Below are 23,702 nucleotides of genomic sequence, written 5' to 3'. Positions count from 1 at the left end.
GCGATCAGCCCGAGGGCGTCGGCACGACCGCGACGAGCGGTTCGAAGAGCGGATGCGACGGGCCGATGCCGCACACTTCCTGCACGAACTCCTCCGGCGTGAGGTTCTGCAGTTTCTCGCGCAGTCCAACCGACTGCTCGTCGTCGGGCACGTCGAAGCCGAGTGCGGTACCGACGGCGTCGACGAGCGCCTGCGGCACGACGCCGCGCTCGGCGAGTTCAGCCGCGGGACCGATGAAACGCTCGTTGCGGCCGAGTTTGCGCAGCGGCTGGCGGCCGACCCGGTCGACGGTGTCGGGCAGGTGGGGATTGGCGAAGCGGGCGAGGATCTTGTCGATGTAGGCCTGCTGGGCCGCCTCATCGAGGCCGTGCTTGGCTACGAGCAACTGCTTTGTCTCGGCGAGCACGGCGCGCACGGCGGATTCGACCTCGGCGCGACCAAGGGCATCCGCTATCGTCTTTGCCCCGGCGGCGAAGCCGTAGTAGGCGATCGTCGCGTGACCGGTGTTCACCGTGAAGAGCTTGCGCTCGATGTAGGGCGCGAGGTCGTCGACCCAGGTGGCACCCGGGATGCTGGGCTCCTCTCCCCCAAAGGGTGAGCGGTCGATCGCCCATTCGAAGTACGACTCGACCGTGACGTCGAGCCCGCCTTCGCCGGGCTGGCCCGGCACGATGCGGTCGACGGCCGTGTTGGCGAAAACCGCACGGGAGAGGGCGGTCGCGGCATCCGCTTCGCTCCCCTTGTCGGCGAGCGCCTGCGCCACGTGCTCGCGCAGGGTGTCGGTCGCGTTGATGGCGTTCTCGCACGCCATGACGGCGAGCGGCGCCTCGGCGGAACGCTGGAGGAGCGCGTCGGCGATGAGCGGGGCGACGAACTTAAGCACGTTGGGCCCCACGGCGGTCGTGACCACCTCGGCGGTCGCGATCTCGGCAACCACCGCATCCGGATCAGCAGCACTGTTGAGGGCACGGAAGAACTCGACACGATGGTCGCGCGCGCCCTCCCCCACCTCGTGCACGGTGTAGCTCTCCGCGGCGGCGAGTGAGTCGATGAGCTCCGCGGCGACGTCGACGAAGACCACCTCGAAGCCGGCCTCGTGGAGCAGGAGGCCCACGAAGCCCCTGCCGATGTTGCCGGCTCCGAAGTGGACAGCCTTCATCAGTTGTTGACCTCCGAGAGGATGTCGAGGATCTCCTCGGCGCTGCCCGCCTTGAGCAGCGCATCCACCTCGTCCTCGTCAGAGAACACGATCGCGATCTTGGAGAGGATCTCGAGGTGCTCGTTCTCGACGCCGGCGATGCCGACGACGAAGTGCACGGGGTTACCGTCCCAGTCGATCGGCTGCGCGTAGCGCACGAAGGAGAGCGCCGAGGAGAGGATCGCCTCCTTGCTCTCGTTCGTGCCGTGAGGGATGGCGAGGAAGTTCCCCATGTACGTCGAGACCGACTCTTCGCGCTCGAGCATCGCCGGCAGGTACGCGGCCGTCACCGCTCCGGCATCGACGAGGATGCCGTGGGCCTCCCGCATCGCCTCGAGCTTGGTCGTTGCCTCACCCTCGGTGCGGATCTGTGCGAGCTGCAGTACCTGTGACGCCATGGGGAACTCCCTCTTCCAGTTGTTGTCAGCTGTCGGACTGCCGCTTGAGCAGGTCGACGACCTCGTCGTACTTCGGGCTGTTCATGAAGTTGTCTACCGACACATGCTGGGCGTTCGGTGTCTTCTGCGACGCGCGGTCGGTGAGGTCCTGGTGCGTGATGACCAGGTCTTCCGTGCCGTCCAGGTTGGCGATCGACTTGTTGACGACCGTCACGCCGTCAATTCCAGCCTTCTTGACCTTGTTGCGCAAGACGCTCGCGCCCATCGCGCTCGAACCCATGCCGGCGTCGCAGGCGAACACGACGTTGTGGATGGGACGGGTCGCTGTGGTCGTCGCGGCACCGCTCGCGGCTGCTGTCCCGGCCGCCTCCGTGCGCGCCTCAGCGGTCTCGGCACCCGAGAGCCCGCCGAGCACGCTCGACGACTTGCCCTTGTTCGCCTCGGTCTGCGCGACCGCCGCGCCGAGGTCACCGCCGCCGGCCTCGAGGTCCTTCTTGCGGCTCGCGCGAAGGATGACCGCCGCGACAAGGAAGGACACGGTGGCAGACAGCACCACCGACAGGATGACGCCGAGGTAGCTGTCATTCGCGGTCTGGATGAGCACCGCGAAGATGCTGCCGGGCGCCGCAGGGGCGCGGAGGCCGCTGTCGAAGAGCACGTTCGTGAAGACACCGGTCATGCCACCCGCAATGACGGAGAGCACGAGGATGGGCTTCATGAGCACGTAGGGGAAGTAGATCTCGTGGATGCCACCGAGGAACTGGATCAGGATGGCACCGGGCGCACTCGCACGGGCGATGCCGACGCCGAAGACGGCGAAGGCGAGCAGCAGGCCGAGGCCGGGGCCGGGGTTCGCCTCAACGAGGAAGAGGATCGACTTGCCCGCCTCGCCGGAGGCCTGCTGCGTTCCGATGGGCGTGAACACACCGTGGTTGATCGCGTTGTTGAGGAACAGGATCTTGCCCGGCTCGACGAAGATCGACAGCAGCGGCAGCAGCGAGAGGCCGACCAGCCAGTCGACGACGGCCTCGAGCGCGTTGCTGAGGGCGGTGACGACGGGAGCGAAGGCGAAGAGTCCCGCGATCGCCATGATCGCCGCAAGGATACCGGCCGAGAAGTTGTCGACGAGCATCTCGAATCCGGGCTTGATCTTGCCTGCCCAGATGCGGTCGATCCACTTCATGAGGAGTGCCGTCAGCGGGCCCATGATCATGGCGCCGAGGAACATCGGGATGTCGGTGCCCACGATGACACCGACGGTGGCGATCGCGCCGACGACGCCGCCGCGGGTCTCGTAGACAATGCGTCCGCCCGCGTAGGCGATCAAGAGTGGCAGCAGGTAGGTGATCATGGGGCCGACGAGGCCGGTCCACTCGGTGCCGTCGGGGGTCTCACCACCGCCGATGATGTTGGAGTCGGCCCACTGCCAGGCCGCCACCGGGCTGTCGAAACCGACCCAGCCGTTCGGGATGAAGAAGGCCGTGATGAGGCCCCATGCGATGAATGCCCCGATGTTGGGCATGATCATGCCGCTGAGGAAGGTGCCGAAGCGTTGCACTCCGACTCGTGCACCCCCGCGCTTGGCAGCGGCGGGTGCCGTTGGTGACTCCGTTGTCATCGTGTGTCCTTTTCTCTCAAGTGGTGCAGTTCGTATCGGGTGTGGTCGTTCAGCGCTCGGCGATGGCCGCGCGGACGGCGTCGCGAGCGGCGGCAGCCGTGGGGGCGGCGAGGGCGGCCTCGGCGAGCGCCGTGGCATCCGTCGCCGTGTGCTGCAGGAGTTCGGCCCGCACGTCGGCGAATGCGGCGGGCGTCATCGACAGGGAGTTGACCCCGAGCCCCACGAGCACGACGGCGAGGAGTGGGTCGGCGGCCGCCTCACCGCACACGCCGACGGGCTTGCCGTGCGTGCGGCCGGCGTCGCCGAGCATGCGCACGAGGCGCAGGACTGCCGGATGCCACGGGTCCTGGTACGCGGCGACGGAACCGAGCATCCGGTCGGCTGCCAGCGTGTACTGGGTGAGGTCGTTGGTGCCGATGCTGACGAAGTCGCTCGCGGCGGCGACCTGTTCGGCCATGAGGGCGAGCGAGGGGATCTCGGCCATGACGCCCGCGACGCGGATGCCGAGCTCGCGGGCGACGGCGACGAAATACTCGGTCTCGGCGACATCGGCGACCATCGGCGCCATCACCCAGAGGTCGGCCTCGGTGGCCTCTTGGGCGCGCGCAAGGGCCGTGAGCTGGTCGCGCAGGATCTGCTCGTTCGCCCGCAGGGAGCGAAGCCCGCGCTGGCCGAGCGCCGGGTTCTCCTCCTCGGCGTCGTTGAGGAAGCTCAGGGGTTTGTCGGCCCCGGCGTCAAGGCAGCGCACGACGACCTTCTTGCCGGGGAAGGCCGCGAGCACGGCCGTGTAGTCGGCCTCCTGCTGCTCGACGCTCGGCGCCTCGGTTGCGTCGAGGAACAGGAACTCGGTGCGGAAGAGGCCGACGCCCTCGGCGCCGAGCTCGACGGCGGCCGCGGCATCCTTCGGGTTGCCCAGGTTGGCGAGGAGCGGAATCTTGGTGCCGTCCGCGAGCGCACCGTCGGTGATGGGAGCGTTCACGATCGCGCGAATCTCGGCCGTGCGCGTCTCGGCGTCGGCGAGTTGCGCGGGTGAGGGCTCCACCGTCACGGTGCCCGCTCCGGAGTCGACGAGCACCATCGTGCCGTCCGTGAGTGACTCGGCACCCTCGACGCCGACGATCGCGGTGATCGACTTCGAGCGCGCGAGGATCGCCGTGTGGGAGGTCGGGCCGCCGTCGCGGGTCACGAGGGCGAGCACCTTCTCGAGGTCGAGCAGGGCGGTGTCGGCCGGCGCCAGGTCGCGGGCGACGAGCACGAAGGGGCTGTCGGAGTTCGGCACGCCGGGGGCCGGCACGCCGCGGAGGCGCGCGATGATGCGCTGGGCGACATCAGCGAGGTCGGCGGCGCGCTCCCCCATGTAGCCGCCCATGCCGGTCAGGAGTTCCTGGAAGGCGGCGAAGGCCTCGAATACGGCCCGTTCGCCGGTGCTGCCGCCGTCGATGCGCGCGTTCACGTCATCGACGAGGCCGGGGTCCTGCGCCATCATCGCCTGCGCGTCGAGCACCGCCTGGGCGTCTCCGCCCGCGCGCTGGCCGCGTTCGGTCAACTCGGATGCCACGGCCGCGAGTGCCTCGCTGACGGTGGCCTTCTCGGCCTCGGCGTCGGCGGTGCGGGGGGTCGCATCCGGTTCGGGCAGGGGGTCGGGCATCCGCAGTACCGGGCCGGCTGCTATGCCGCGCCCCACGCCTACTCCTCGAAGCTCTCGCATCCCGCACTCCCTCGTCATTGGGCCTCGCCGACGGCATGCCGCGGCGATGTGAAACCGAGAGTACCCCCAACTCGATTGACAAACAAACAAATTCGGAGATAAAAATACGCAAGCAGACTTTTGTTTGTGATGTTTCTCTCGTGCGCCACGGCGCCGAGCCGCACCTGTGAACGACGAGGTCACGATGTACGCACCCGAACGGCACCAAGCGATCCTTGAGCAGGCTCGCGCGAACGGACGCGTCGAGGTGCGGGAACTCGCGGAGCTGCTGCGGGTCACCCCCGAGACAATCCGGCGCGACCTCACAAGCCTCGAGCGGCGCGGACTCGTGCGCCGCGCCCACGGTGGTGCGATTCCCGTCGAGCGGAGCCTCGTCGGGCCCGCCGTCTCGGAACGCAACGAGATCCGGGTGGCCGAGAAGCTTGCGATCGCCACGGCCGCGATCGACGAACTCCCGGATGGCGGCTCGATCCTGATCGACGCGGGCACGACGACGATCAAGCTTGCCGAGCTCATCCCCACCGACCGCCGGCTGACCGTCGTGACCCACTCGCTCCCCGTCGCGATCGCGCTCGCCGACCGCGAGAACATCGAACTCCACGTGCTCGGAGGCCTCGTGCGGTCCACCTCCCGGGCCACCGTCGGCACCTGGACGCATCAGATGGTGAGCATGGTGAGCGTCGACGTGGCATTCATCAGCATCAACGGCATCACGCCCGAGCGCGGCCTCACGACCCACAACATCGCCGAGGCCGCCGTGAAGTCGGCCATCATCAAGGCCAGCCGCCGCAGCATCGTGCTCGCGGACCACAGCAAGTTCGGCCGCGAGGAGTTCAGCAGGGTCGCCCCGCTCGCCGCCATCGACACGATCATCACCGACGCGGGCGTCAACGCTGAGCTCGTGCACGAGGTCGAGGCATCCGGCCCAGACGTGATCCTCGCGGGACCCTCACCGACACCGGCAGTAGCATGACGACACCAACACGGGAGGACAACGCCATGGCAGAAGCACAGCGCACGGTCGCATTCGGGTCAGCAGTCGGCCTGCACGCACGCCCCGCCGCGACAATCGCGAAGGCGGCCGGCGAGAGCGGGCACAGCGTCATGATCGAGGCCGCGAACGGCAAGAAGGCCAACGCGGCCAGCGTGCTGCTCCTCCTCGCGATGGGGGTCTCGAAGGGCGACGAGTTGACCCTCACGGTGAGCGGCGATGACGCGGATGCCACGGCCGACCGCCTCGCGGAACTCATCGGCTCGGAGCTCGACCCGCAATAGGTGACCCTCCCGCCGGCGGGCAGACCGGCATAGCCTGTCAGGAATGGACAGGCTCAAGAAGCTCATCGCCGCGCTGATGGCATCCCGGCCGGTGCGGGTGTTCCAGCACTACGCGCTCAAACGGGGGCCAATCCTCGCATCGGGCCTGTCATACCAGGCGATCTTCGCCGTGTTCGCCGCGCTCTGGGTCGCCTTCTCCGTGGCCGGCTTCATCATCACCGGCAACGAGGAGTTGAAGCGCGGATTCTTCGAACTGCTCGACGCATCCGTTCCCGGGCTCATCGACTCGGGCGACGGCGAAGGCGCAATCGACCCCGACGACCTGAGTCAGGCGGGCATCTTCGGTTGGACCGGCGCAATCGCCCTCGGGGGCCTGTTGTTCTCGGCCCTCGGATGGCTCGCCTCCGCTCGCGACGCCGTGCGCGTCATGTTCGAGCTGCCGCCCGAACGGCTCAACATCGTGCTCCTTCGCCTCAAGGATGCGGGACTCGGCATCCTCTTCGGCGTGGCCCTGCTCATCTCCGCCGGACTTCTCGTGTTCAGCACGCAGGCGGTCGAATGGATCTTCGGGCTCATCGGTGTCGCCGAGGACTCTGTCATCGCGACCGCGGCCGCCTCCGGCGTCGGTCTCCTGCTGATGTTCGTGCTCGACACGGTCACCCTCGCAGCGCTGTTCCGCTTCCTCGCCGGGTTGCACATCCCCGTGCGCCGCCTCGCCGCCGGGTCCATGCTCGGCGCGATAGGCCTTGGCGTACTCAAGGTGCTCGGCTCAACCCTCCTCGGGGGCGCAAGCAACAACCCACTCCTCGCCTCCTTCGCCGTCATCATCGGTCTGCTCATCTGGTTCAACTTTCTCTGCCAGGTCATCCTCATTGCCGGCGCATGGGTGGCCGTCGGTATGGCAGACCGTGGACTCGCCGCCGACCTCCGCATAGAGGAGGAGCGTCGCAAAGAAAAGGAGCTCGCTGCTGCCCACGAGGCTGCCCTGCGTGAGAAGGCGAAACGACGGCTCGCGCGCATCCGCCGCACCCGACGATGGGGCTGGCTCTTCGGACGTTGAGCGGGGCCAGCGGTGCACGCGCTGTCGGATGCCGCCGCTAGGGTCGAAGCATGTCGAAGCCGCTCCGCATTGCCTCCGTCAACGTCAACGGCATCCGTGCCGCCTACCGCAAGGGCATGGGCGACTGGCTCGCCGCCCGCGAGGTCGACATCCTCGCACTGCAGGAGGTGCGCGCCGACACGGAGCACATCACCGAGTTGCTCGGCGAGGAGTGGGACGTGCTGCACGACCCCGCGACAGCGAAGGGCCGCGCGGGTGTCGCGCTCGCGAGCCGAACCCGTGCCGACGGCCGACGCGGGGCCAAGATCCATCGCGTCGAGCTTGGCGCCGCCGACTTCGACTCGGCGGGGCGCTGGCTCGAGGCCGACTACGAGGTCGGCGACGAGATCATCACGGTCGTGAGCACCTACGTGCACTCGGGCGAGGACGGCACGCCCAAGCAGGTCGAGAAGTACAAGTTCCTCGACGCGATGGCTGAGCGCCTGCCCGAGCTCGAGGCGCACTCCAAGTACGCGGTCGTGCTCGGTGACCTCAACGTCGGCCACACGAGGCTCGACATCAAGAACTGGAAGGGCAACGTCAAGAAGGCCGGGTTCCTGCCAAAGGAGCGCGCCTACTTCGACCGCTTCCTCGGCCCTCGCGGCGATGAGTTCGAATGCCAGGACGGCACGACCGGCACCGGCCTCGGCTGGGTCGACGTGGGCCGACGCCACGCGGGCGAGGTCGACGGCCCCTACACATGGTGGTCGAACCGCGGACAGGCCTTCCCGAATGACGTCGGATGGCGCATCGACTACCACCTCGTCACGCCCGCCCTCGCCGAGACCGTCGTGGACTACAAGGTCGACCGCTACCCCTCCTACGAGGAGCGCTGGTCAGACCACGCCCCGGTCGTGGTCGACTACAAGCTGTAGGCGCTCCCTCGCGCGCACTCGCGCGCTCACGCGCATTCCGCTGAGATCCGAGTTGTGCACCTTCCTCGAGGTCTCGAAGCTGCACCAGTCGGATCTCAACTTGTCCACACGCGGGTGCTGCGAGGAGTTGTGCACGGCGGGCGCGAGGAACTCGGAGAGAAGCTGCTGACTGCGTGAGGATGCGGCTGTGCAGCCTCGAATTCCTCTCCCCGAAGACCTTGTGGCCGGTCCGTTTCACACGCGCTCGGGCGCAGCCGCGGGACTCGGACGCGGTCGCATGCTCGGCGCTGACCTGGAGTCACCACACCGGGGCGCCCGAGCGGTGCGAGGAACAGGCTCCACGCTTCTCGGAAGGGCGGCCACCTACGGGGTCGTCATGTCTCCCCGCGCGTTCTTCTCTCACGGCACCGCAGCCGCCCTCTGGGGATGCCGCTTCCTTCGTTCCTCGAGACCGACTCGCGCCCTCTCGATGTGGGTGTGCCGACCCCAGTCGCCGTGCCCGCAGGCCGGGGCATCCGCTCGCATCGCATCACAATTGACCCGACCGACATCGTCGAGTTCGAAGGACTACGGGTCACGTCGCGCGCGCGAACATGGTGCGACCTGGCGTCCCTGCTGAACGATGAGGATCTGGTCGCCGTTGGCGACTACCTCATCTGGCACAAACATCGCGGCGCGAATCGGATGGCGCGCTCGACCCTGGAGTGTGCATTCGGCCGGTGGCATGGGCGCCGCGGGAGGCCGGCGATCTCCCGCTGCCTCCCTCTCGTCAGCGACCGGGCAGATTCGCGACCGGAGTCGATCATGTGGATGTGGATGCGGGTGCTGGCAGCGGGAAGATGCACTACTCAGATCTCAACGGCGGGGCGGGCGCGAGGGAGCGCGAGAGAGGTGTCGCGAGAGAGGGGTCCCGCGCGAGGGGCGCGCGAGGGGGCGGGGTGAGCGGGACCGCGCAGGCGGGGACCCGCGATGCGAGAGAATGGGGGGATGACCGCTAAGCCCCGCCTGTTCTCCGGTATGCAGCCATCCGCCGACTCGCTCCAGATCGGCAACTACATCGGGGCGCTGCTGCAGTGGCGGGAGATGCAGGAGACCCACGACGCGATCTTCTGCGTCGTCGACCTGCACGCGATCACGGTTCCCCAGGAGCCGAAGCAACTCCGCGAGGCGACCCGCCGCACGGCCGCCCAGTACATCGCAGCGGGCATCGACCCCGCCAAGTCGACGCTCTTCGTGCAGTCGCATGTGTCGGCGCATCCGGAGCTCGCGTGGGCCCTCAACACGATCACGGGCTACGGCGAGGCCAGCCGCATGACCCAGTTCAAAGACAAGTCGGCGAAGCAGGGGGCGGATGCCACAACCGTGGGCCTCTTCGCCTACCCCGTGCTCATGGCGGCCGACATCCTGCTCTACGACGCCGAGGTCGTGCCGGTGGGCGAGGACCAGCGCCAGCACATCGAGCTGACCCGCAACCTCGCGGAACGCTTCAACTCGCGCTTCGGCGAGACCTTCGTCGTGCCGGAGGCGCAGATCCAGAAGGCGTCGGCGAAGATCTACGACCTGCAGGACCCAAGCTCAAAAATGAGCAAGTCGGCCTCGACCGAGAAGGGTGTCGTCTGGCTGCTCGACGAGCCGAACGCGACCGCCAAGAAGATCAAGTCGGCGACGACCGACAGCGAGGGTTCGGTGCGCTACGACCAGGCCGAGAAGCCGGGCATCTCGAACCTGCTCACGATTTACTCGGCGCTCTCGGGCACCGCGATCCCAGCCCTCGAGGACCAGTATGCGGGCCGCGGCTACGGCGACTTCAAGAAGGACCTCGCCGAGGTCGTGACCGAGACCTTCGCCCCCATCCGCGCCCGAGTGCTCGAGCTGCTCGACGATCCCGCCGAACTCGACCGCATCCTCGCGGGCAACGCCGACAAGGCAGCGGAGATCGCGGATGCCACGCTCGCGCGCGTCTACGACCGCATGGGCCTGCTCCCCCGCCGCTGATGCACCCCTTCGAACTCCGCACCGAGAGGCTCGTGCTCTCGGCGCCCATGCTCGGCGATGCCGAGGCGATCCGCGAGCACTGCCAGGACCCGGTGCTCTCCAGATACATTCCCGCGATCACGCAGCCGTACACGCTGGAGAAGGCGCACGAGTTCATCGCGTTCACGGAGCAGGGCTGGGCTTCGGGCGAGGAACTCACCTGGGGCATCCGTGCTCGCGGCGAATTCGTGGGAGTGATCTCGCTGCGGCGGGTGACGGCGGATGACATCGGCTTCTGGTTGGGCGCCAAGCACCGCGGCCACGGCTACATGCCGGAGGCCGTGCACGCGGTGCTCGACTGGGCGTTCGACCCGGCGAACCCCCTGCGGGTCGGCTCGGTGGGGTGGGAATGCCTGACCGGCAACCTGGCGTCGGCGAGCGTCGCGCGCAAGTGTGGCTTCACATTCGAGGGAGAGGGCTCGGGCCGGCGGCCGGACGCGAGCGGCGAGCATCCGCTCTCCTGGCGGGGACGCATCGGCGCGGGTGACTCGCGTGATCCCAAGCCTGGGTGGCCGAGGGCCTGACGGCCCCGCCGTTCCGGATCCCGGCACCGGGAATAATTCGCGGAGGCGGTCGTTGTAGACTCCAGAACAGTACGTGCTCCGGGGTCGGTGAGAATCCGAACCGGCGGTGATAGTCCGCGACCCGCGGCGTTGCGCAAGCAGCAAGGCGGTTGAGCCGGTGAAATTCCGGCACCGACGGTAATGGGATGGCAGCAAGCTGCGCTCCCTCAGTCCGGATGAGAGGAAGCACACGTGGTTCGCGTGTACCGCGACACCATGGCCCGTACGCGGCACCCCTGGAGACGTGGAGACACCACACGAGGACCGGGATGAGCGAAACAGGGCACGACACCGAAGCGCCGGATGCGGGCGCGCTTGAACACGCCATGCGCCACGCCATTTCGCTTGCGGAGCGAGGCCCCGCGTGGGGCGTCAACCCGCAGGTCGGATGCGTGCTGCTCGACGCGGCGGGCAATCGCGTCGCCGAGGGCTGGCACAAGGGTGCCGGCACCCCGCACGCCGAGGTCGACGCGCTGTCGAAGTTCGGCACGGATGTTCCCAGCGGCCTGACCGCCGTCGTCACCCTCGAACCCTGCAATCACACGGGCATGACCGGCCCGTGCACGGCAGCCCTCATCTCCGCGGGTGTGTCGCGCGTCGTCTACGCGGTCGCGGACCCCGGCGCCGAGTCCGGCGGTGGCGCGGCGACCCTGCGGGACGCGGGCATCGAGGTGGTGGGCGGTGTGCTCGCCGACGAGGTGCAGGAGCTGATGCATCCGTGGCTCACGGCGGTGCGCCGACAGCGCCCCTGGGTCACACTCAAGTGGGCCTCGACCCTCGACGGGCGCGTGGCGGCCGCCGACGGAACGAGCCAGTGGATCACGGGCGCCGCCGCCCGCCAGCGGGTGCACGAGCAGCGGGCTGCGAGCGACGCCATCGCCGTCGGCACCGGCACCGTGCTCAGCGACGACCCCTCCCTCACGGCCCGCGGCGAAGCGGGCGAGTTCATGGAACACCAGCCGGTCCCCGTCGTGATCGGCGAGACCCTCGTGCCGCGCTCCTCGCGCGTGCTCCACCACCCGCAGGCGGCGATCGTCACAGCGAGCCGCGACCTGGACGCGGTGCTGGCCGATCTCTATGGCCGCGGCATCCGTCGCCTCTATGTCGAGGGTGGGCCGACGCTCGCGAGCGCCTTCATCGCGCAGGGGCTCGTCGATGAGTATTCGATCTACCTCGGCGCGCAGCTGCTGGGCTCGGGCCGCACGGCCGTCGGTGACATTGGCGTCGGCTCGATCGGTGAGGCGCGGCGGCTTGAGATCCGCGGGGTTGAGGTGCTTGGCGGGAACGTGCTGGTGACTGCTCGACCTATGGGCGGCGGGGTCTCGATACGGCCGCATGCCCACAAAGCACAGGTCGACGCGGCCCGGTCGAGCGACGATGGGCTCGGCGGCGAGCTCGACGAGCAATACGAACGAGGAGACAACTGATGTTCACGGGAATCATCGAGGAACAGGGCGAGGTCATCGCCTGGGATCCATCGACGGATGCTGCGCGCATCACGGTGCGCGCCCCCAAGTGCGTCTCGGATGCCGGCCACGGTGACTCGATCGCGGTCAGCGGCGTGTGCCTCACGGTCGTCGACCAGGGCGAGGACTGGTTCACCGCCGACGTCATGGCCCAGACGATCGCCATGAGCACCCTCACGAATCCGCGCCCGGGAGAGCGCGTCAACCTCGAACGGGCGGCACCGGTGCACGGGCGCCTCGGCGGCCACATCGTGCAGGGCCACATCGACGGCACGAGTGAGCTCCTCAGCGTCACTCCCGGCGACGCCTGGCGCGTGCTGCGCTTCTCCCTCTCCCCCGAACTCGCACCCCTCGTCGTTGACAAGGGCTCGATCGCGGTCGACGGCGTCTCGCTGACGGTCTCCGCGGTGGGCGACGACTGGTTCGAGGTGTCCCTGATTCCGGAGACGCTGAGCGCCACGACGCTCGGGATGCGCGCGGTGGGCGACCGCGTGAACATCGAGACCGACATCCTCGCCCGTCATGTGCAGCGGATGCTGCGCCTGCAGTCTCCCGCGAATGCGGGCACCACCGAGAGGAGCGAGTCATGAGCCTCGCCGAAATTCCCGCCGCGATCGCGGAGCTCCGCGCCGGCAAGCCCATCATCGTCGTGGATGATGAGGGCCGAGAGAACGAGGGCGACGTGATCATCTCGGCCCAGCTCGCGAGCCGCGAGTGGATCGGGTGGATGGTGCGTCACACCTCCGGCTACATCTGCGCCCCCATGCCGCGTGAGATCGCCGACCGGCTCGACCTTCCCGCGATGGTCGTCAACAATGAGGACCCGCGCGGCACCGCCTACACGATCTCGGTCGATGCGGCCGAGGGCATCACGACGGGCATCAGCGCCTCCGACCGCACGACGACGCTGCGTGCCCTCGCCGACCCCGCGTCGACTCCGGCGAGCGTCATCCGGCCGGGGCACGTCCTGCCGCTCCGCGCCGTCGATGGTGGGGTGCGGGAGCGCGCGGGCCACACCGAGGCGACGGTCGACCTCATGCGCCTCGCGGGACTCGAGCCGGTCGGCGCGATCGCCGAGATCGTCGAGGACTCGGGCGAGATGATGCGCCTGCCCGGCCTCATCGCGCTGGGCCAGGAGCACGGTCTCGTCGTCATCACGATCGAGGAGCTCAGCAACTACCTGGATGCCCTCGATGACGACACGGCGGAACCACTCGGTGCGCACATCCCGCAGACCTCGCGGGTCGTGTTCGAGGTCGAGACGCGGCTGCCCACCGTGCTCGGCGAGTTCACGGTGCGCGCCTACCGCGACCGCATGAGCGGCGCCGACCATGTCGCGATCATCTCGGGTGAGCCGAAGGACGGATGCCTCATCCGCGTGCACTCGGAATGCCTCACGGGCGAGGTCTTCGGTTCCCTCAAGTGCGAGTGCGGCCCACAGCTGGAGTCAGCCCTCGCGCAGATCCGCGAGGACGGCGGGGTCGTCATCTACATGCGCGGCCACGAGGGCCGCGGCATCGGCCTCATCAACAAGCTGAAGGCATACCGACTGCAGGATGCGGGCCTCGACACCCTCGACGCGAACCTGGCGCTCGGTTTGCCGGCAGACGGACGCGACTACGGAGCGGCGGTGGCGATCCTTGAGGACCTGGGCCTCCACTCCGTGCGGGTCATCACCAACAACCCCGACAAGGTCAAGCAGTTGACCGATCGCGGCGTCGTCGTGACGGAGCAGGTGCCCATCGTCGTCGGTATCGACCCGCTCAACGAGGGCTACCTCCAGACGAAGCGCGACCGCATGGGGCACCTCCTGCCCAAACACATCGACGCGAGCGGCGTCAACCCGATCGAGATGGCTCGCCAGAGCCAGAAGGAGCAGGCACTGTGAGTGGCGAGGGTTCCCCCAAGCTTGGAATCGGCGAGGCTGAGGTCGACGGACGGGGCCTCGCGGTCACGATCGTCGCCGGGCAGTGGCACGAGGTGATCACCGATGGGCTGCTCGCCGGCGCGCGGCGGGTGCTCGAGGCATCCGGCGCCTCCATCACGGAGGTGCGGGTGCCGGGCAGTTTCGAGTTGCCCGTCGTCGCGAAGGCGGCGCTTGAGAACGGTGCGGATGCGGTGGTCGCCCTTGGCGTCATCATTCGCGGTGGCACGCCCCACTTCGAGTACGTCTCCGCCGCGGCAACCGACGGCCTGACCCGCGTGGCGCTCGACACGGGCAAGCCGGTCGGATTCGGGCTGCTCACCCTCGACGACGAGCAGCAGGGCCTCGACCGGGCCGGGCTGCCGGGGTCGAAGGAGGACAAGGGCGCGGAGGCGGCATCCGCGGCGCTCGCGACGGCAGTGGTGTTGCGAGACATCCGGGCGTAGCGTGCGAGGGGCCAGCGTGCCGCGGGCATAGGATGAATCGTCCGTACACGTAGGAAGTTGCCCATGTCTGTCAACGCCACCGCTGAAGTGCCCACCCCGGCCAATCCACGCTCGCGCGTCGTGCTCGCGAGCCTCGTCGGCACGACGATCGAGTTCTACGACTTCTACGTCTATGCCACCGCGGCGGTGCTCGTGTTCCCACACCTGTTCTTCCCCGCCGGGGACGAGACGACCGCGCTGCTCTCCTCCTTCGCGATCTTTGGCGCCGCCATGGTCGCGAGGCCGCTCGGTGCGGTCTTCTTCGGCCACCTCGGCGACAAGGTGGGCCGCAAGACCACGCTCGTCGCCGCCCTCCTGACGATGGGTATCGCGACCTTCCTCATCGGCGTGCTGCCGACCTACCTGGTGATCGGATGGTTCGCGCCCCTCCTGCTCGTCATCCTCCGTCTCGCCCAGGGCTTCGCGCTCGGCGGCGAATGGAGCGGTGCCGCGCTTGTCGCGACCGAGAACGCGCCGAAGGGCAAGCGCGCCTGGTACGGCACCTTCCCGCAGCTGGGCGCCCCCATCGGCTTCATCATCGCCAACGGCCTGTTCCTCATCATCGCGGCGCTCCTCCCCTCCGACGACCCCAGCCGCCCCTCCGAGGCCTTCCTCGAGTGGGGATGGCGCATCCCCTTCCTCTTCTCGGCCGTCATGGTCATCGTGGGCCTGTGGGTGCGACTCAAGCTCGTCGAGAGCACGGCCTTCTCCAAGACCGTCACGGGTGGACGCGTCGTCAAGCTGCCGCTCGGCCTCGTCGTGCGCCGCAACTGGCGGGAGCTGATCCTCGGCACCTTCTTCATGCTGGCGACCTACGTGCTCTTCTACCTCATGACCACGTTCTCGCTGAGCTACGGGCGCGCCCCGATCGATCCGCAGGACTCGGGCGTGCAGCCGGGACTCGGCTACGACTACACGACCTTCGTGCTCATGATGATCGTCGGCGTCGTCTTCTTCGGAATCTTCACGCTCGTCTCAGGCCCCCTCGCCGACCGATTCGGCCGTCGCCGCACGCTCATAGTCGTGACGCTCGCCATCATCGCCTTCGGGCTCCTGTGGGTGCCCCTCCTCGGCGCGGGCTTCGTGGGCGTCATGGCGTGGCTCATCATCGGTTTCACCCTCATGGGCTTCACCTTCGGGCCCATGGGTGCACTGCTGCCCGAGCTGTTCCCCACCAATGTGCGCTACACGGGCTCCGGCATCTCCTACAATGTGAGCTCGATCCTCGGCGCGGCCGTCGCCCCCTTCATCGCCGTGTGGCTGTGGGCCATGGCCGACGGCAGCCCCGTGCTCGTGGGCGTCTACCTGGCCGTCATGGCGGCGATCACCCTCGTGTCGCTCATCATCGGCAAGGAGACCAAGGACGTCGACATCGAGCGCTGACGCGCTGGGTAGAATGGATGCCATGAGCAATCGCAACGGCGCGCGCGGCGCGGTCACCTTCTGGTCCTGGGCTCTCGTCGTCGTTGGCGCGGTGCTCTTCGCCGGATGGGCCTACACGGTCTTCGTGGGCCCCATCCCGTTCCTCAACCCCTAAGCCCTCCTGCGGCCGCGCGCGGGCGCTCCGGCGGGATTGCCGCCAGCAGGGTGCGCGTGTACTCGTGCTGCGGGTTGGCGTAGAGCCGCTCGTTGCTTGACAGCTCGACGATCTCGCCCTGCCGCATGACCGCGATCTCGTGGCTCATCTGCTGCACGATCGCGAGGTCGTGGGCGATGAAGAGATAGGTGAGCCCCAGGTCCTGTTGGAGGGTCGCGAGGAGTTCAAGCACCTGCGACTGGATCGACACGTCGAGGGACGCCGTCGACTCGTCGAGGATAATGAGCTTCGGTTCGACCGCGAGCGCCCGCGCGATGCTGACCCGCTGGCGCTGGCCGCCCGAGAGCTCGTGCGGGAACCGGTCGGCGAACTCGCGCGGCAGGCGCACGAGTTCGAGCAGCTCTTCCACCCGCCCGCGACGACCCTTGGCCCCCGCGGCGAGCCTGTGCACGCGGAGGGGTTCCGCGATCGCCTCTGCCACCGACATCCGTGGGTTCAGTGACGAGAACGGGTCTTGGAAGACCATGCTGATCTCGCGCCGCAGCTGCGTGAGCTCGGCACCGCGGCGCCCGAAGATGTCGCGTCCCTCCAGCGTGACGGTGCCGGATGCCGGCTCGGTGAGGCCCGTCAGCACGCCCGCGACGGTCGACTTGCCGGAGCCCGACTCCCCCACGAGGCCCAGCGTGTGCCCGCGACGGATGTCGAGGCTCGCGCCGCGCACCGCGTGCACGGTCGACTTGCCGGTCGCCGTCGTGATGGGAAAGCTGACGTCGAGGTCGCGGATCGACAGCAGCACGTCGGCGTTCGGATCGGCGGGCGCAGGGGTGGCCCGGCCCAGCACCGGCCGGGCGTCGAGGAGGGTGCGCGTGTAGTCGTGCTGCGGCGCGTCGAAGACCTCGACGATGGGCCGCTGCTCGACCGCCTCGCCCCGATAGAGCACCGTCACGTCGTCGGCGACCTGGCCGATCACGCCGAGGTCGTGGCTGATCCACACGACCGCCATCCCTCGCTCCTCCTGCAGGCCGCGCACGAGCTCGATGATCTGCGCCTGCGTCGTGACGTCGAGCGCCGTCGTGGGCTCGTCGGCGATGAGCAGCTCGGGGTCGCAGGCGAGCGCGACCGCGATCATGACCCGCTGTCGCTGCCCGCCCGAGAGCTGGTGGGGGTAGGCGGCGAGCCGATCCGAGGGGTTCGGGATGCCGACGGAGTCGAGCAGCTCGAGGGCACGCGACCTGGCCTGGCGACGGGTGAGGCCGAGGTGCGCTTCGGGGCCCTCCGTGAGTTGGCGTTCCAGCGTGAGCAGCGGGTTGAGGGACGTGCTCGGGTCCTGGAAGATGAAGCCGATGCGGTCGCCGTGGACTCGCCGGAGCTGGGTGGGCGTCGCTGCGACGAGGTCGAGCCCCGCGGCATCCGTCGATCCCAGCCGACTCGCGCCCGTCACGACGGCGCCCGGCGCATCGATCAGGCCGGTCGCGGCGAGCACCGTCATGGACTTGCCGGAGCCCGACTCCCCCACGATGCCGAGCGTCTGGCCGCGTTCGACATCGAAGGAGACGCCGTCGACGATCGTCGAACGGCCGATCGTGACGCCCAGGTCACGCACCGAGAGCACCGCGCTCATCGCCGCCTCCTTGCCTCGAGGATGGTTCGCTGGCGCGGGTCGAGCACGTCGCGCAGGCCGTCGCCGACCAGGTTGAACGCCAGCACGGTGATGAAGATCGCGGCGCCGGGGAAGATGCTCATCCACCAGGCCAGCCCCAAGAAGCCCTGCGCGTCGAAGAGCATGCGTCCCCACGACGGCTGGGGTGGCTGCACGCCGAGGCCGAGGAACGAGAGGGCGGCCTCCGAGAGGATCGCGAAGGCGAGTGAGAGCGAGGTCTGCACGATGAGCGGGCCCGTGATGTTGGGCAGGATGTGCCGGCGCAGGATGAAGAACGACCCCGTGCCCATCGTGCGGGAGGCCTGCACGAAGGGTTCGACCGCGACACTCAGGGTGCTGCCGCGCGTCACGCGGGCGAAGATCGGCGTGTAGACGATGCCGATCGCGAGCATCGTCGTGAGCAGGCCCGGGCCGAGGATTGCGACGATCGCCATCGCGAGCAGCAGCACGGGGAAGGCGAACATGACGTCGACGCCGCGCATCAGCACGGTGTCGAGCCAGCCGCGCGTGTAGCCGGAGACGATGCCGACGACGACGCCGATGACGAGGGCGAAGGCGACACTCGCCACCGCGACGAGGAGCGAGACCCTGGTCGCGACGAGCACGCGCGAGAAGACGTCACGGCCGAGGTCATCCGTGCCGAACCAGTGCTCCGCGCTCGGTGGCTGGAGGGCGTTCACGACGTTGGTCGCGTTGACCCCGTAGGGCGCGACGAGGGGGCCGATGATCGCGACGACGGCGACGATCAGGAGCACGATGCATCCGGCGAGCGTCACCTTGTTCTGCAGCAGCAGGCCGATGAGGCTCCCCCGCGAGGGTGGTGCCGCGGCGGCGGGCGCCTGCTTCTCTGACATGGTCATGACAGTCGGATCCTCGGGTCGACGACGGCGTAGAGCACGTCCACGAGCAGGTTGATGAGCAGGAACATGACCGCGATCAGCAGCACCGCCCCCTGGATGATCGGGTAGTCACGCGACGCGACCGCGTCGAAGACGAGCCTGCCGAGCCCGGGCCAGGCGAAGACCACCTCGACGACGATCACCCCGCCCAGCATGGTGGCCATCTGGATGCCCGTGATGGTGAGCACCGGCACGAGGGCATTGCGCACTATGTGCCGGAACGTGACGACCTTGGGCGCGAGGCCCTTCGATCGCGCCGTGCGGATGTAGCCCATGCTCGCGACATCCAGCACGGCCGCGCGGATGTACCGGGTCATGATCGAGCCCGCCACGATGCCCATCGTGATCGCCGGCAGGGTGACGCGCCTCATCCAGCCGAGCGGGTCATCCGTGATGGCCACATAGCCGGATGACGGCAGCCAGCCGAGCACCGACGAGAAGAGGGTGATGAGCAGCATGCCCATCCAGAAGTCGGGAACCGAGACGCCGAACTGGCTTGCGATGCGCACGATGCCGTCGCTGAGACGGCCCTCGCGGAGCGCCGAGTAGATGCCGGCCGGAAGCGCGACGGCGAGGCCGATCACGAGGGCGGCGACCGCGAGCGAGATGGTGGCGGGCAGGCGGTCGAGCAACACCGCCGTGACCGGCTCGCCGTTGCGGAAACTCACGCCCAGGTCGCCAGTGAGCGCCCCTCCGAGGTATCCGAAGAACTGTTCCAGGAGGGGGCGGTCGAGACCGGATGCCGCGCGCAGGGCCTCATAGGACGCCTCCGTATACCTCGTGCCCAGCGCGATGCGCACGGGGTCGCCCGGCACCAGTTGCACGATCGAGAACACCACGACCATGACTCCGACCAGCACGATCGCCGTGTAGGCGAGCCGCCGGGCCAGGAACCTGACCGTGGTGTTCTCGAGCACTCCCCTCATTTCGCGGATGTCAGTCGCTGAACGAGACGCTCTTGAAGCGGATGGCGCGGTCGCCGCGCGCCTCGTAGTCCTCGAGATCGGGCGACCAGGCCTGGATCACCGAGGGGTTATAGAGGTAGATGTAGCTGGCGTCGTCGGCGATGAGCGCCGCAGCCTCGTCGTAGAGCGCCTTGCGAGCATCCGTGTCGGTCTCGGTGCGGGCCTCGTCGAGGAGCGCGTCGACCTCCGGGTTGGCATAGCCCTGCGCGTTGCTGCCACCCGCACTGTGGTGCTGCGCGTAGTAGAAGTCATCCGGGTCGATGTTGCCGAGCCAGCTCATCATGAGCATGTCGAAGCGGCCCGCATTCTGCGCGTCGAGCCAGCTCGCGAAGTCGGGGCTCGAGATGCTCACCGTGATGCCGATCTCGGCGAGGTTGTCGGCGATGACCTGGGCGGCCGCGACCGACTCCGGGTAGTCGGAGGAGACGAGCAGTTCCATCTCGGCGGAGGGCACGCCCGCGTCAGCCATGAGGCTCTTGGCCTGGTCCACGTCGGTGCTGTAGGTGTCGTACTCGCTGTACCAGGAGCTGGCCTTGGGGATCGCGAGCTGGTTGACCTCGGCCGTGCCGTAGCTCGTGACCTGCGCGATGGCGTCGCGGTCGATCGCGTAGGCGACGGCCTGGCGCACGCGCACGTCGTTCCACGGCTCCTTGGCCTGGTTCATGGCGAGGTACCAGTAGTCGTTGCTGGGGTTCTGGCCGAGCACGATGGTGTCGTCGCCCTCGAGGCCCTGCACCTGCTGGGCTGGGATGGAGTCGGTCCAGTCGACGTCGCCGCTCTTGAGGGCGGCGAGTGCCGTCGACCCCTCCGAGATGAAGCGGAAGGTGACGCCCGCGATCTCGGGGGCGCCACCCCAGTAGTCCTCGTTGGCGACGAGCTCGATGCTGTCGCCCGAGGTGTAGTTCTCGAGCGAGAAGGCGCCCGTGCCGATGGGGGCGGTCGAGATGTCGCCGCTCGTCGCGTTCTCCTCGCTCACGATCGCGAGGCCCTTGAAGCCGCCGAGGCTCGAGAGCAGGTTGGGGGTCGGCTGGGCGACCGTGATCTCGACGGTCGTGTCATCCGTCGCGGTGATGTCGGTGATGGCGGAGAGGCGCCACGCGTTGGAGAGCTCCTCGTCGATGATGCGGTTGTAGGAGTAGACCACGTCATCGGCGGTGAATTCGGAGCCGTCGTGGAAGGTCACGCCCTCGCGCAGCTCGAAGGTCCAGGTGAGCTGGTCGTCGCTGAGCTCCCAGTCCTCGGCGAGCGCGGGCTGCATCTCGAGGTTCTCGTCGGGCTCGACGAGGGTGTCATAGATGTTCTCGAGCACCTGGAACGAGAAGTACGAGGTGGTCTTGTGCGGGTCGAGCTGGTCTGGTTCGCCCGCGATTGCGGCGGTGAGCACGCGGCCATCCGCGCCGTCGAGGTCCACCCCCTCCCCCGTGGAGCAGGCGGCCAGGGCGGCGACGCCCGTCATGGCGATGCCCGCCAGCAGCATTCGTGACTTCATGGGGGTGTCCTCCGAGCTCTCGGGTGAGCGGTCGACTGCGACCGTCCGGCCATTTCGATCAATCTACTGATGTTTGCATCATTATGGAGTAGCTTGATCGGGCGGACAAGGCCCGCGAGGCAAAGAAACACGATCGCAACATCCGGCCGCGAAAGGACCCATGACCTACAGCCTGCTCCTCGCCCACCCCGCGAGCCGCACGCTCGCCGTCGCGACCGCGAGCTACTCCCTCGCCGTCGGCAAGGCGGTGCCCGCGGTGCTCCCCGGCATCGGTGCCGTCGTGAGCCAGGCCTACACAAACACGCGCCTCCGCGGCCCACTCCTGCGGATGCTCGAATCCGGGCACAGCCCCGCGGCCGCCCTCGCCGAGCTCCCTCGTCTCGACGCCGACCCCGCCCACCGCCAGGTCGGGCTCCTGGCCGCCGAGGGAACGCACGCCGCGCACACCGGCGGCGACTGCAGCGACTGGGCCGGCCACCGCTCCGCCCCAGGGATTCTCGTGCTCGGCAACCTCCTCGCGGGCCCCGAGGTCGTCGACGGGATGCTCGCCTCCCTCACCGCCTCGCCCCTCGTCGACTCGCTCCTGGCCAGCGGGGCGGATGCCGCGGCGCACGACCTCGCCCGACGCGCCGTCAGCGCGCTCCGCGCCGGCCTCGCGGCAGGGGGCGACCGCCGCGGGCAACAGAGCGCCGCACTGCAGATTGCCACGGGAGAGCGCGACCCCGACTGGCCGCCCGCCCTCACGGTCGACCTGCGGGTCGACGACCACGGGCATCCGCTCGACGAGCTCGACCGGATGCTCGACCTGAAGTTCCGCGCCTAACGCGTCAGGCCTCGAAGGGGCTCACGGCGCCCAACACGACCGTCGTGCCGTCGGAGGCATTCGCCCACCAGTGGGGCACCGAGCATCCGTAGGTCATCGCGTCACCCTCGCCGAGGATGACCTCGCGATCGCCGTGCACGACCCGCAAGGAACCCGACTCAACGAGCACGCACTCCGTGCCCAGATGGCGGAACGGCTGCCCCTCATTGGAGAAAGCGGGCGGCAGGGTGCTGCGGATGAGCTGCATGGTCGTGTGGCCGCGAGGGGTGATGAGCTCGCGCACGACCCGCTGATGCTCGGGCCCTGCCGGGGTGGGGATTGCGAACCGTTCCCCCGCCCGCACAACCGCGCCGTCGCCCGAGGAGTCGCCGCCCAGCAGGGTCGCCATGGGCACGCCCAACGCGGTCGAGAGGCGGTGCAGCGACGCGAAGGATGGGTTGCCGAGGCCCCGCTCCAGCTGGCTGATGAGGCCGAAACTCACACCCGAGCGCGAGCTGAGCGCCTGCACGCTGAGCCCCTGGCGCTTGCGTTCCGCCTTGAGCAGCGCGCCAAGTGCCGCGATCTCCAGGTCGACATCCGCGTGCGATTCTTCTGGCCCAGCCATCACACCAGACTAGGGGCGGCGGCGAAGAAGACGGATGCCCCCACACGGGTGTGTGGTGCGGAGCTGGTCGCCAGCCGCGCAGAGGGGGGTGTCAGCCGGGCGGCAGGGGCGTGTCGCCGAAGCGTCGACGTTCCCGCCGCGCCACGAGCAGCCCCTCGAGCACCAGCAGCAGCACCGCCAAGCCGATGCCCGCATAGGTGAGGTATTCGGAGGGCTCGATCGACTCCCCCAGCAGGAGCAGGGCGACGAACACGAGCACGATCGGCTCCACATAGCTGAGCAACCCGAAGAGGCTGAACGACAGGAAGCGGCTCGCCACGATGTAAAGGGTGAGCGCGACCGCGCTGAGCGCCCCGAACACGATGAGCATGAGCCACGGCCGCTCACCATCCGAGGCCCCGGGGCCTACCGCGAACCACAGGCATGGGATGAAGAGCACCAATAGCTCGATCCACATGGCGCCGGGGGTATCGACCCTGATCGCCCTGCGGATCGTGAAGTACAGGGGATAGCCGAGCGCGACCGCGAAGGTCGCCCACGAGAGGCCGCCCGAGGTGAAGAACGCGGCCCCCACGCCCACGACGGCAGCCGCGACCGCCGCGATGCGCACGCCGCCGAGCTTCTCGCCGTGCAGCAGCACCCCCACCACCACCATGGTCAACGGCATCAGGAGGTACCCGAGGGCCACATCCAGGCCGTGCCCCGACATGGGCGCCCAGGCGAAGAGCCACAACTGGAGTCCGAGGAGGGCGGCGTTCAGCACCAGCACGAGCACCTGCCAGGGCTTCGCGCGGAGGCGAGCCCACGCATCCGTCACGGATGCCCACGACCGGATCGCCAGCAGCAGCAGGGCCATGAACGGGACCGTCAGCACGATGCGCCACGACACCGCCTCGGCATCCGTCATTCCCTCGAGCGCCGCCGGAATGAAGTACACGGCGCCGAAGAGCACCGACGCGACCACAGACGCGATGACGCCGCGGCCCTGCGTCTCGGCCTTGTGGGAGGGATGCGTCACCTCCCCATTGTCTCAGGCTCACGGGAAGGCGCTCGTAGACTTGACTGCGGCGCCGCAGTCGACC

The 23,702-nt window shown here is 68.6% G+C and carries 23 protein-coding genes and 1 riboswitch; of the genes, 13 read left to right on the top strand and 10 right to left on the bottom strand.

Going from position 1 to position 23,702, the window contains the following annotated elements; translation table 11 throughout:
- Nucleotides 1-4: 4 nt before the first annotated feature.
- From ACIQK7_RS08650 to ptsP, 4 genes are read right to left on the bottom strand one after another with little or no spacing between them, the layout of a single operon-like run.
- Nucleotides 5-1,159, bottom strand: coding sequence for a mannitol-1-phosphate 5-dehydrogenase (locus ACIQK7_RS08650; RefSeq protein WP_403023368.1), 1,155 nt, complete (start codon nucleotides 1,157-1,159; stop codon nucleotides 5-7).
- Nucleotides 1,159-1,596 carry a PTS sugar transporter subunit IIA gene (locus ACIQK7_RS08645; RefSeq protein ID WP_325210917.1) on the bottom strand — a complete coding sequence of 146 codons (438 nt, stop codon included), beginning with the start codon at nucleotides 1,594-1,596 and terminating at the stop codon, nucleotides 1,159-1,161. Before ACIQK7_RS08645 ends, ACIQK7_RS08650 begins: the two co-directional genes overlap by 1 nt.
- Nucleotides 1,597-1,621: 25 nt before the next feature.
- The gene (locus tag ACIQK7_RS08640; protein ID WP_403023365.1) at nucleotides 1,622-3,214 is read right to left on the bottom strand and encodes a PTS mannitol transporter subunit IICB; all 1,593 of its coding nucleotides are present in this window, start codon (nucleotides 3,212-3,214) and stop codon (nucleotides 1,622-1,624) included.
- A 49-nt stretch (nucleotides 3,215-3,263) separates the two neighbouring features.
- The gene (gene ptsP / locus ACIQK7_RS08635; RefSeq protein ID WP_403023362.1) at nucleotides 3,264-4,922 is read right to left on the bottom strand and encodes a phosphoenolpyruvate--protein phosphotransferase; all 1,659 of its coding nucleotides are present in this window, start codon (nucleotides 4,920-4,922) and stop codon (nucleotides 3,264-3,266) included.
- Between the two features lie 166 nt (nucleotides 4,923-5,088).
- Here ptsP and ACIQK7_RS08630 point away from each other — a divergent pair, with 166 nt between their 5' ends.
- From ACIQK7_RS08630 to ACIQK7_RS08575, 12 genes are all read left to right on the top strand, one after another.
- On the top strand, nucleotides 5,089-5,895 hold the full coding sequence (locus tag ACIQK7_RS08630; protein ID WP_325210914.1) for a DeoR/GlpR family DNA-binding transcription regulator: 807 nt from the start codon (nucleotides 5,089-5,091) through the stop codon (nucleotides 5,893-5,895).
- A 26-nt stretch (nucleotides 5,896-5,921) separates the two neighbouring features.
- The gene (locus tag ACIQK7_RS08625) at nucleotides 5,922-6,197 is read left to right on the top strand and encodes an HPr family phosphocarrier protein (protein ID WP_403023358.1); all 276 of its coding nucleotides are present in this window, start codon (nucleotides 5,922-5,924) and stop codon (nucleotides 6,195-6,197) included.
- A 43-nt stretch (nucleotides 6,198-6,240) separates the two neighbouring features.
- The gene (locus ACIQK7_RS08620) at nucleotides 6,241-7,257 is read left to right on the top strand and encodes a YihY/virulence factor BrkB family protein (RefSeq protein ID WP_403023356.1); all 1,017 of its coding nucleotides are present in this window, start codon (nucleotides 6,241-6,243) and stop codon (nucleotides 7,255-7,257) included.
- Nucleotides 7,258-7,307: 50 nt separating this feature from the next.
- Complete coding sequence (locus ACIQK7_RS08615; protein ID WP_403023353.1) at nucleotides 7,308-8,171, top strand: exodeoxyribonuclease III; 864 nt, start codon at nucleotides 7,308-7,310, stop codon at nucleotides 8,169-8,171.
- A gap of 987 nt (nucleotides 8,172-9,158) precedes the next feature.
- Nucleotides 9,159-10,166, top strand: a complete 1,008-nt coding sequence (gene trpS, locus ACIQK7_RS08610) for a tryptophan--tRNA ligase (RefSeq protein WP_403023350.1) — start codon at nucleotides 9,159-9,161, stop codon at nucleotides 10,164-10,166.
- On the top strand, nucleotides 10,166-10,729 hold the full coding sequence (locus ACIQK7_RS08605; RefSeq protein WP_403023347.1) for a GNAT family N-acetyltransferase: 564 nt from the start codon (nucleotides 10,166-10,168) through the stop codon (nucleotides 10,727-10,729). The genes trpS and ACIQK7_RS08605 overlap by 1 nt, the downstream gene beginning before the upstream one ends.
- A gap of 71 nt (nucleotides 10,730-10,800) precedes the next feature.
- A riboswitch (FMN riboswitch) is annotated at nucleotides 10,801-10,960 on the top strand.
- 77 nt (nucleotides 10,961-11,037) lie between these two features.
- Nucleotides 11,038-12,195, top strand: a complete 1,158-nt coding sequence (gene ribD / locus ACIQK7_RS08600; RefSeq protein WP_403023344.1) for a bifunctional diaminohydroxyphosphoribosylaminopyrimidine deaminase/5-amino-6-(5-phosphoribosylamino)uracil reductase RibD — start codon at nucleotides 11,038-11,040, stop codon at nucleotides 12,193-12,195.
- Complete coding sequence (locus tag ACIQK7_RS08595) at nucleotides 12,195-12,824, top strand: riboflavin synthase (protein ID WP_403023342.1); 630 nt, start codon at nucleotides 12,195-12,197, stop codon at nucleotides 12,822-12,824. The genes ribD and ACIQK7_RS08595 overlap by 1 nt, the downstream gene beginning before the upstream one ends.
- Entirely contained in the window at nucleotides 12,821-14,122 is a 1,302-nt protein-coding gene (gene ribB, locus ACIQK7_RS08590) for a 3,4-dihydroxy-2-butanone-4-phosphate synthase (protein ID WP_403023339.1), read from the top strand. The genes ACIQK7_RS08595 and ribB overlap by 4 nt, the downstream gene beginning before the upstream one ends.
- Nucleotides 14,119-14,604, top strand: coding sequence for a 6,7-dimethyl-8-ribityllumazine synthase (ribH, locus tag ACIQK7_RS08585; RefSeq protein WP_403023336.1), 486 nt, complete (start codon nucleotides 14,119-14,121; stop codon nucleotides 14,602-14,604). The genes ribB and ribH overlap by 4 nt, the downstream gene beginning before the upstream one ends.
- Nucleotides 14,605-14,667: 63 nt before the next feature.
- Nucleotides 14,668-16,026, top strand: a complete 1,359-nt coding sequence (locus tag ACIQK7_RS08580; protein ID WP_403023333.1) for an MFS transporter — start codon at nucleotides 14,668-14,670, stop codon at nucleotides 16,024-16,026.
- Nucleotides 16,027-16,048: 22 nt separating this feature from the next.
- Nucleotides 16,049-16,180 carry a hypothetical protein gene (locus ACIQK7_RS08575; RefSeq protein ID WP_403023330.1) on the top strand — a complete coding sequence of 44 codons (132 nt, stop codon included), beginning with the start codon at nucleotides 16,049-16,051 and terminating at the stop codon, nucleotides 16,178-16,180.
- Here the strand turns inward: ACIQK7_RS08575 and ACIQK7_RS08570 are convergent.
- From ACIQK7_RS08570 to ACIQK7_RS08555, 4 genes are read right to left on the bottom strand one after another with little or no spacing between them, the layout of a single operon-like run.
- Nucleotides 16,170-17,801 carry an ABC transporter ATP-binding protein gene (locus tag ACIQK7_RS08570; RefSeq protein WP_403023327.1) on the bottom strand — a complete coding sequence of 544 codons (1,632 nt, stop codon included), beginning with the start codon at nucleotides 17,799-17,801 and terminating at the stop codon, nucleotides 16,170-16,172. The genes ACIQK7_RS08575 and ACIQK7_RS08570 overlap by 11 nt on opposite strands.
- Entirely contained in the window at nucleotides 17,798-18,700 is a 903-nt protein-coding gene (locus ACIQK7_RS08565) for an ABC transporter permease (protein WP_403023324.1), read from the bottom strand. The genes ACIQK7_RS08570 and ACIQK7_RS08565 overlap by 4 nt, the downstream gene beginning before the upstream one ends.
- The gene (locus ACIQK7_RS08560) at nucleotides 18,697-19,665 is read right to left on the bottom strand and encodes an ABC transporter permease (RefSeq protein ID WP_403023321.1); all 969 of its coding nucleotides are present in this window, start codon (nucleotides 19,663-19,665) and stop codon (nucleotides 18,697-18,699) included. Before ACIQK7_RS08560 ends, ACIQK7_RS08565 begins: the two co-directional genes overlap by 4 nt.
- 10 nt (nucleotides 19,666-19,675) lie before the next feature.
- Nucleotides 19,676-21,193, bottom strand: a complete 1,518-nt coding sequence (locus ACIQK7_RS08555) for an ABC transporter substrate-binding protein (protein WP_403023318.1) — start codon at nucleotides 21,191-21,193, stop codon at nucleotides 19,676-19,678.
- Between the two features lie 160 nt (nucleotides 21,194-21,353).
- On the opposite strand from ACIQK7_RS08555, the gene ACIQK7_RS08550 reads away from it, so the two are divergent.
- Entirely contained in the window at nucleotides 21,354-22,016 is a 663-nt protein-coding gene (locus tag ACIQK7_RS08550; RefSeq protein WP_403023316.1) for a DUF1028 domain-containing protein, read from the top strand.
- A 4-nt stretch (nucleotides 22,017-22,020) separates the two neighbouring features.
- Here ACIQK7_RS08550 and ACIQK7_RS08545 read toward each other — a convergent pair whose 3' ends face one another.
- Together ACIQK7_RS08545 and rarD are read right to left on the bottom strand one after the other, a co-directional pair.
- On the bottom strand, nucleotides 22,021-22,620 hold the full coding sequence (locus ACIQK7_RS08545; RefSeq protein ID WP_403023313.1) for a helix-turn-helix domain-containing protein: 600 nt from the start codon (nucleotides 22,618-22,620) through the stop codon (nucleotides 22,021-22,023).
- 91 nt (nucleotides 22,621-22,711) lie between these two features.
- Nucleotides 22,712-23,638 (bottom strand): EamA family transporter RarD, encoded by a 927-nt coding sequence (rarD, locus tag ACIQK7_RS08540; protein WP_403023310.1) that lies wholly within the window; start codon nucleotides 23,636-23,638, stop codon nucleotides 22,712-22,714.
- Nucleotides 23,639-23,702: the final 64 nt, after the last annotated feature.

The sequence above is a fragment of the Salinibacterium sp. GXW1014 genome (genome assembly GCF_044769865.1).
Classification (GTDB): domain Bacteria; phylum Actinomycetota; class Actinomycetes; order Actinomycetales; family Microbacteriaceae; genus Homoserinimonas.
This window is presented reverse-complemented; position numbering and strand designations above follow the sequence as displayed.

Excerpts from the sequence above, each read along its gene's own strand:
- ribB (WP_403023339.1), top strand. The coding sequence starts at position 12,821 with ATGAGCCTCGCCGAAATTCCCGCCGCGATCGCGGAGCTCCGCGCCGGC.
- ACIQK7_RS08615 (WP_403023353.1), top strand. The coding sequence starts at position 7,308 with ATGTCGAAGCCGCTCCGCATTGCCTCCGTCAACGTCAACGGCATCCGT.
- trpS (WP_403023350.1), top strand. The coding sequence starts at position 9,159 with ATGACCGCTAAGCCCCGCCTGTTCTCCGGTATGCAGCCATCCGCCGAC.
- ACIQK7_RS08565 (WP_403023324.1), bottom strand. The coding sequence starts at position 18,700 with ATGACCATGTCAGAGAAGCAGGCGCCCGCCGCCGCGGCACCACCCTCG.
- ACIQK7_RS08650 (WP_403023368.1), bottom strand. The coding sequence starts at position 1,159 with ATGAAGGCTGTCCACTTCGGAGCCGGCAACATCGGCAGGGGCTTCGTG.
- ACIQK7_RS08550 (WP_403023316.1), top strand. The coding sequence starts at position 21,354 with ATGACCTACAGCCTGCTCCTCGCCCACCCCGCGAGCCGCACGCTCGCC.
- ACIQK7_RS08575 (WP_403023330.1), top strand. The coding sequence starts at position 16,049 with ATGAGCAATCGCAACGGCGCGCGCGGCGCGGTCACCTTCTGGTCCTGG.
- ACIQK7_RS08545 (WP_403023313.1), bottom strand. The coding sequence starts at position 22,620 with ATGGCTGGGCCAGAAGAATCGCACGCGGATGTCGACCTGGAGATCGCG.
- ptsP (WP_403023362.1), bottom strand. The coding sequence starts at position 4,922 with ATGCGAGAGCTTCGAGGAGTAGGCGTGGGGCGCGGCATAGCAGCCGGC.
- ACIQK7_RS08645 (WP_325210917.1), bottom strand. The coding sequence starts at position 1,596 with ATGGCGTCACAGGTACTGCAGCTCGCACAGATCCGCACCGAGGGTGAG.
- ACIQK7_RS08605 (WP_403023347.1), top strand. The coding sequence starts at position 10,166 with ATGCACCCCTTCGAACTCCGCACCGAGAGGCTCGTGCTCTCGGCGCCC.
- ACIQK7_RS08620 (WP_403023356.1), top strand. The coding sequence starts at position 6,241 with ATGGACAGGCTCAAGAAGCTCATCGCCGCGCTGATGGCATCCCGGCCG.
- ACIQK7_RS08570 (WP_403023327.1), bottom strand. The coding sequence starts at position 17,801 with ATGAGCGCGGTGCTCTCGGTGCGTGACCTGGGCGTCACGATCGGCCGT.
- ACIQK7_RS08625 (WP_403023358.1), top strand. The coding sequence starts at position 5,922 with ATGGCAGAAGCACAGCGCACGGTCGCATTCGGGTCAGCAGTCGGCCTG.
- ribD (WP_403023344.1), top strand. The coding sequence starts at position 11,038 with ATGAGCGAAACAGGGCACGACACCGAAGCGCCGGATGCGGGCGCGCTT.
- ACIQK7_RS08640 (WP_403023365.1), bottom strand. The coding sequence starts at position 3,214 with ATGACAACGGAGTCACCAACGGCACCCGCCGCTGCCAAGCGCGGGGGT.
- ACIQK7_RS08595 (WP_403023342.1), top strand. The coding sequence starts at position 12,195 with ATGTTCACGGGAATCATCGAGGAACAGGGCGAGGTCATCGCCTGGGAT.
- ACIQK7_RS08580 (WP_403023333.1), top strand. The coding sequence starts at position 14,668 with ATGTCTGTCAACGCCACCGCTGAAGTGCCCACCCCGGCCAATCCACGC.
- ACIQK7_RS08560 (WP_403023321.1), bottom strand. The coding sequence starts at position 19,665 with ATGAGGGGAGTGCTCGAGAACACCACGGTCAGGTTCCTGGCCCGGCGG.
- ACIQK7_RS08555 (WP_403023318.1), bottom strand. The coding sequence starts at position 21,193 with ATGAAGTCACGAATGCTGCTGGCGGGCATCGCCATGACGGGCGTCGCC.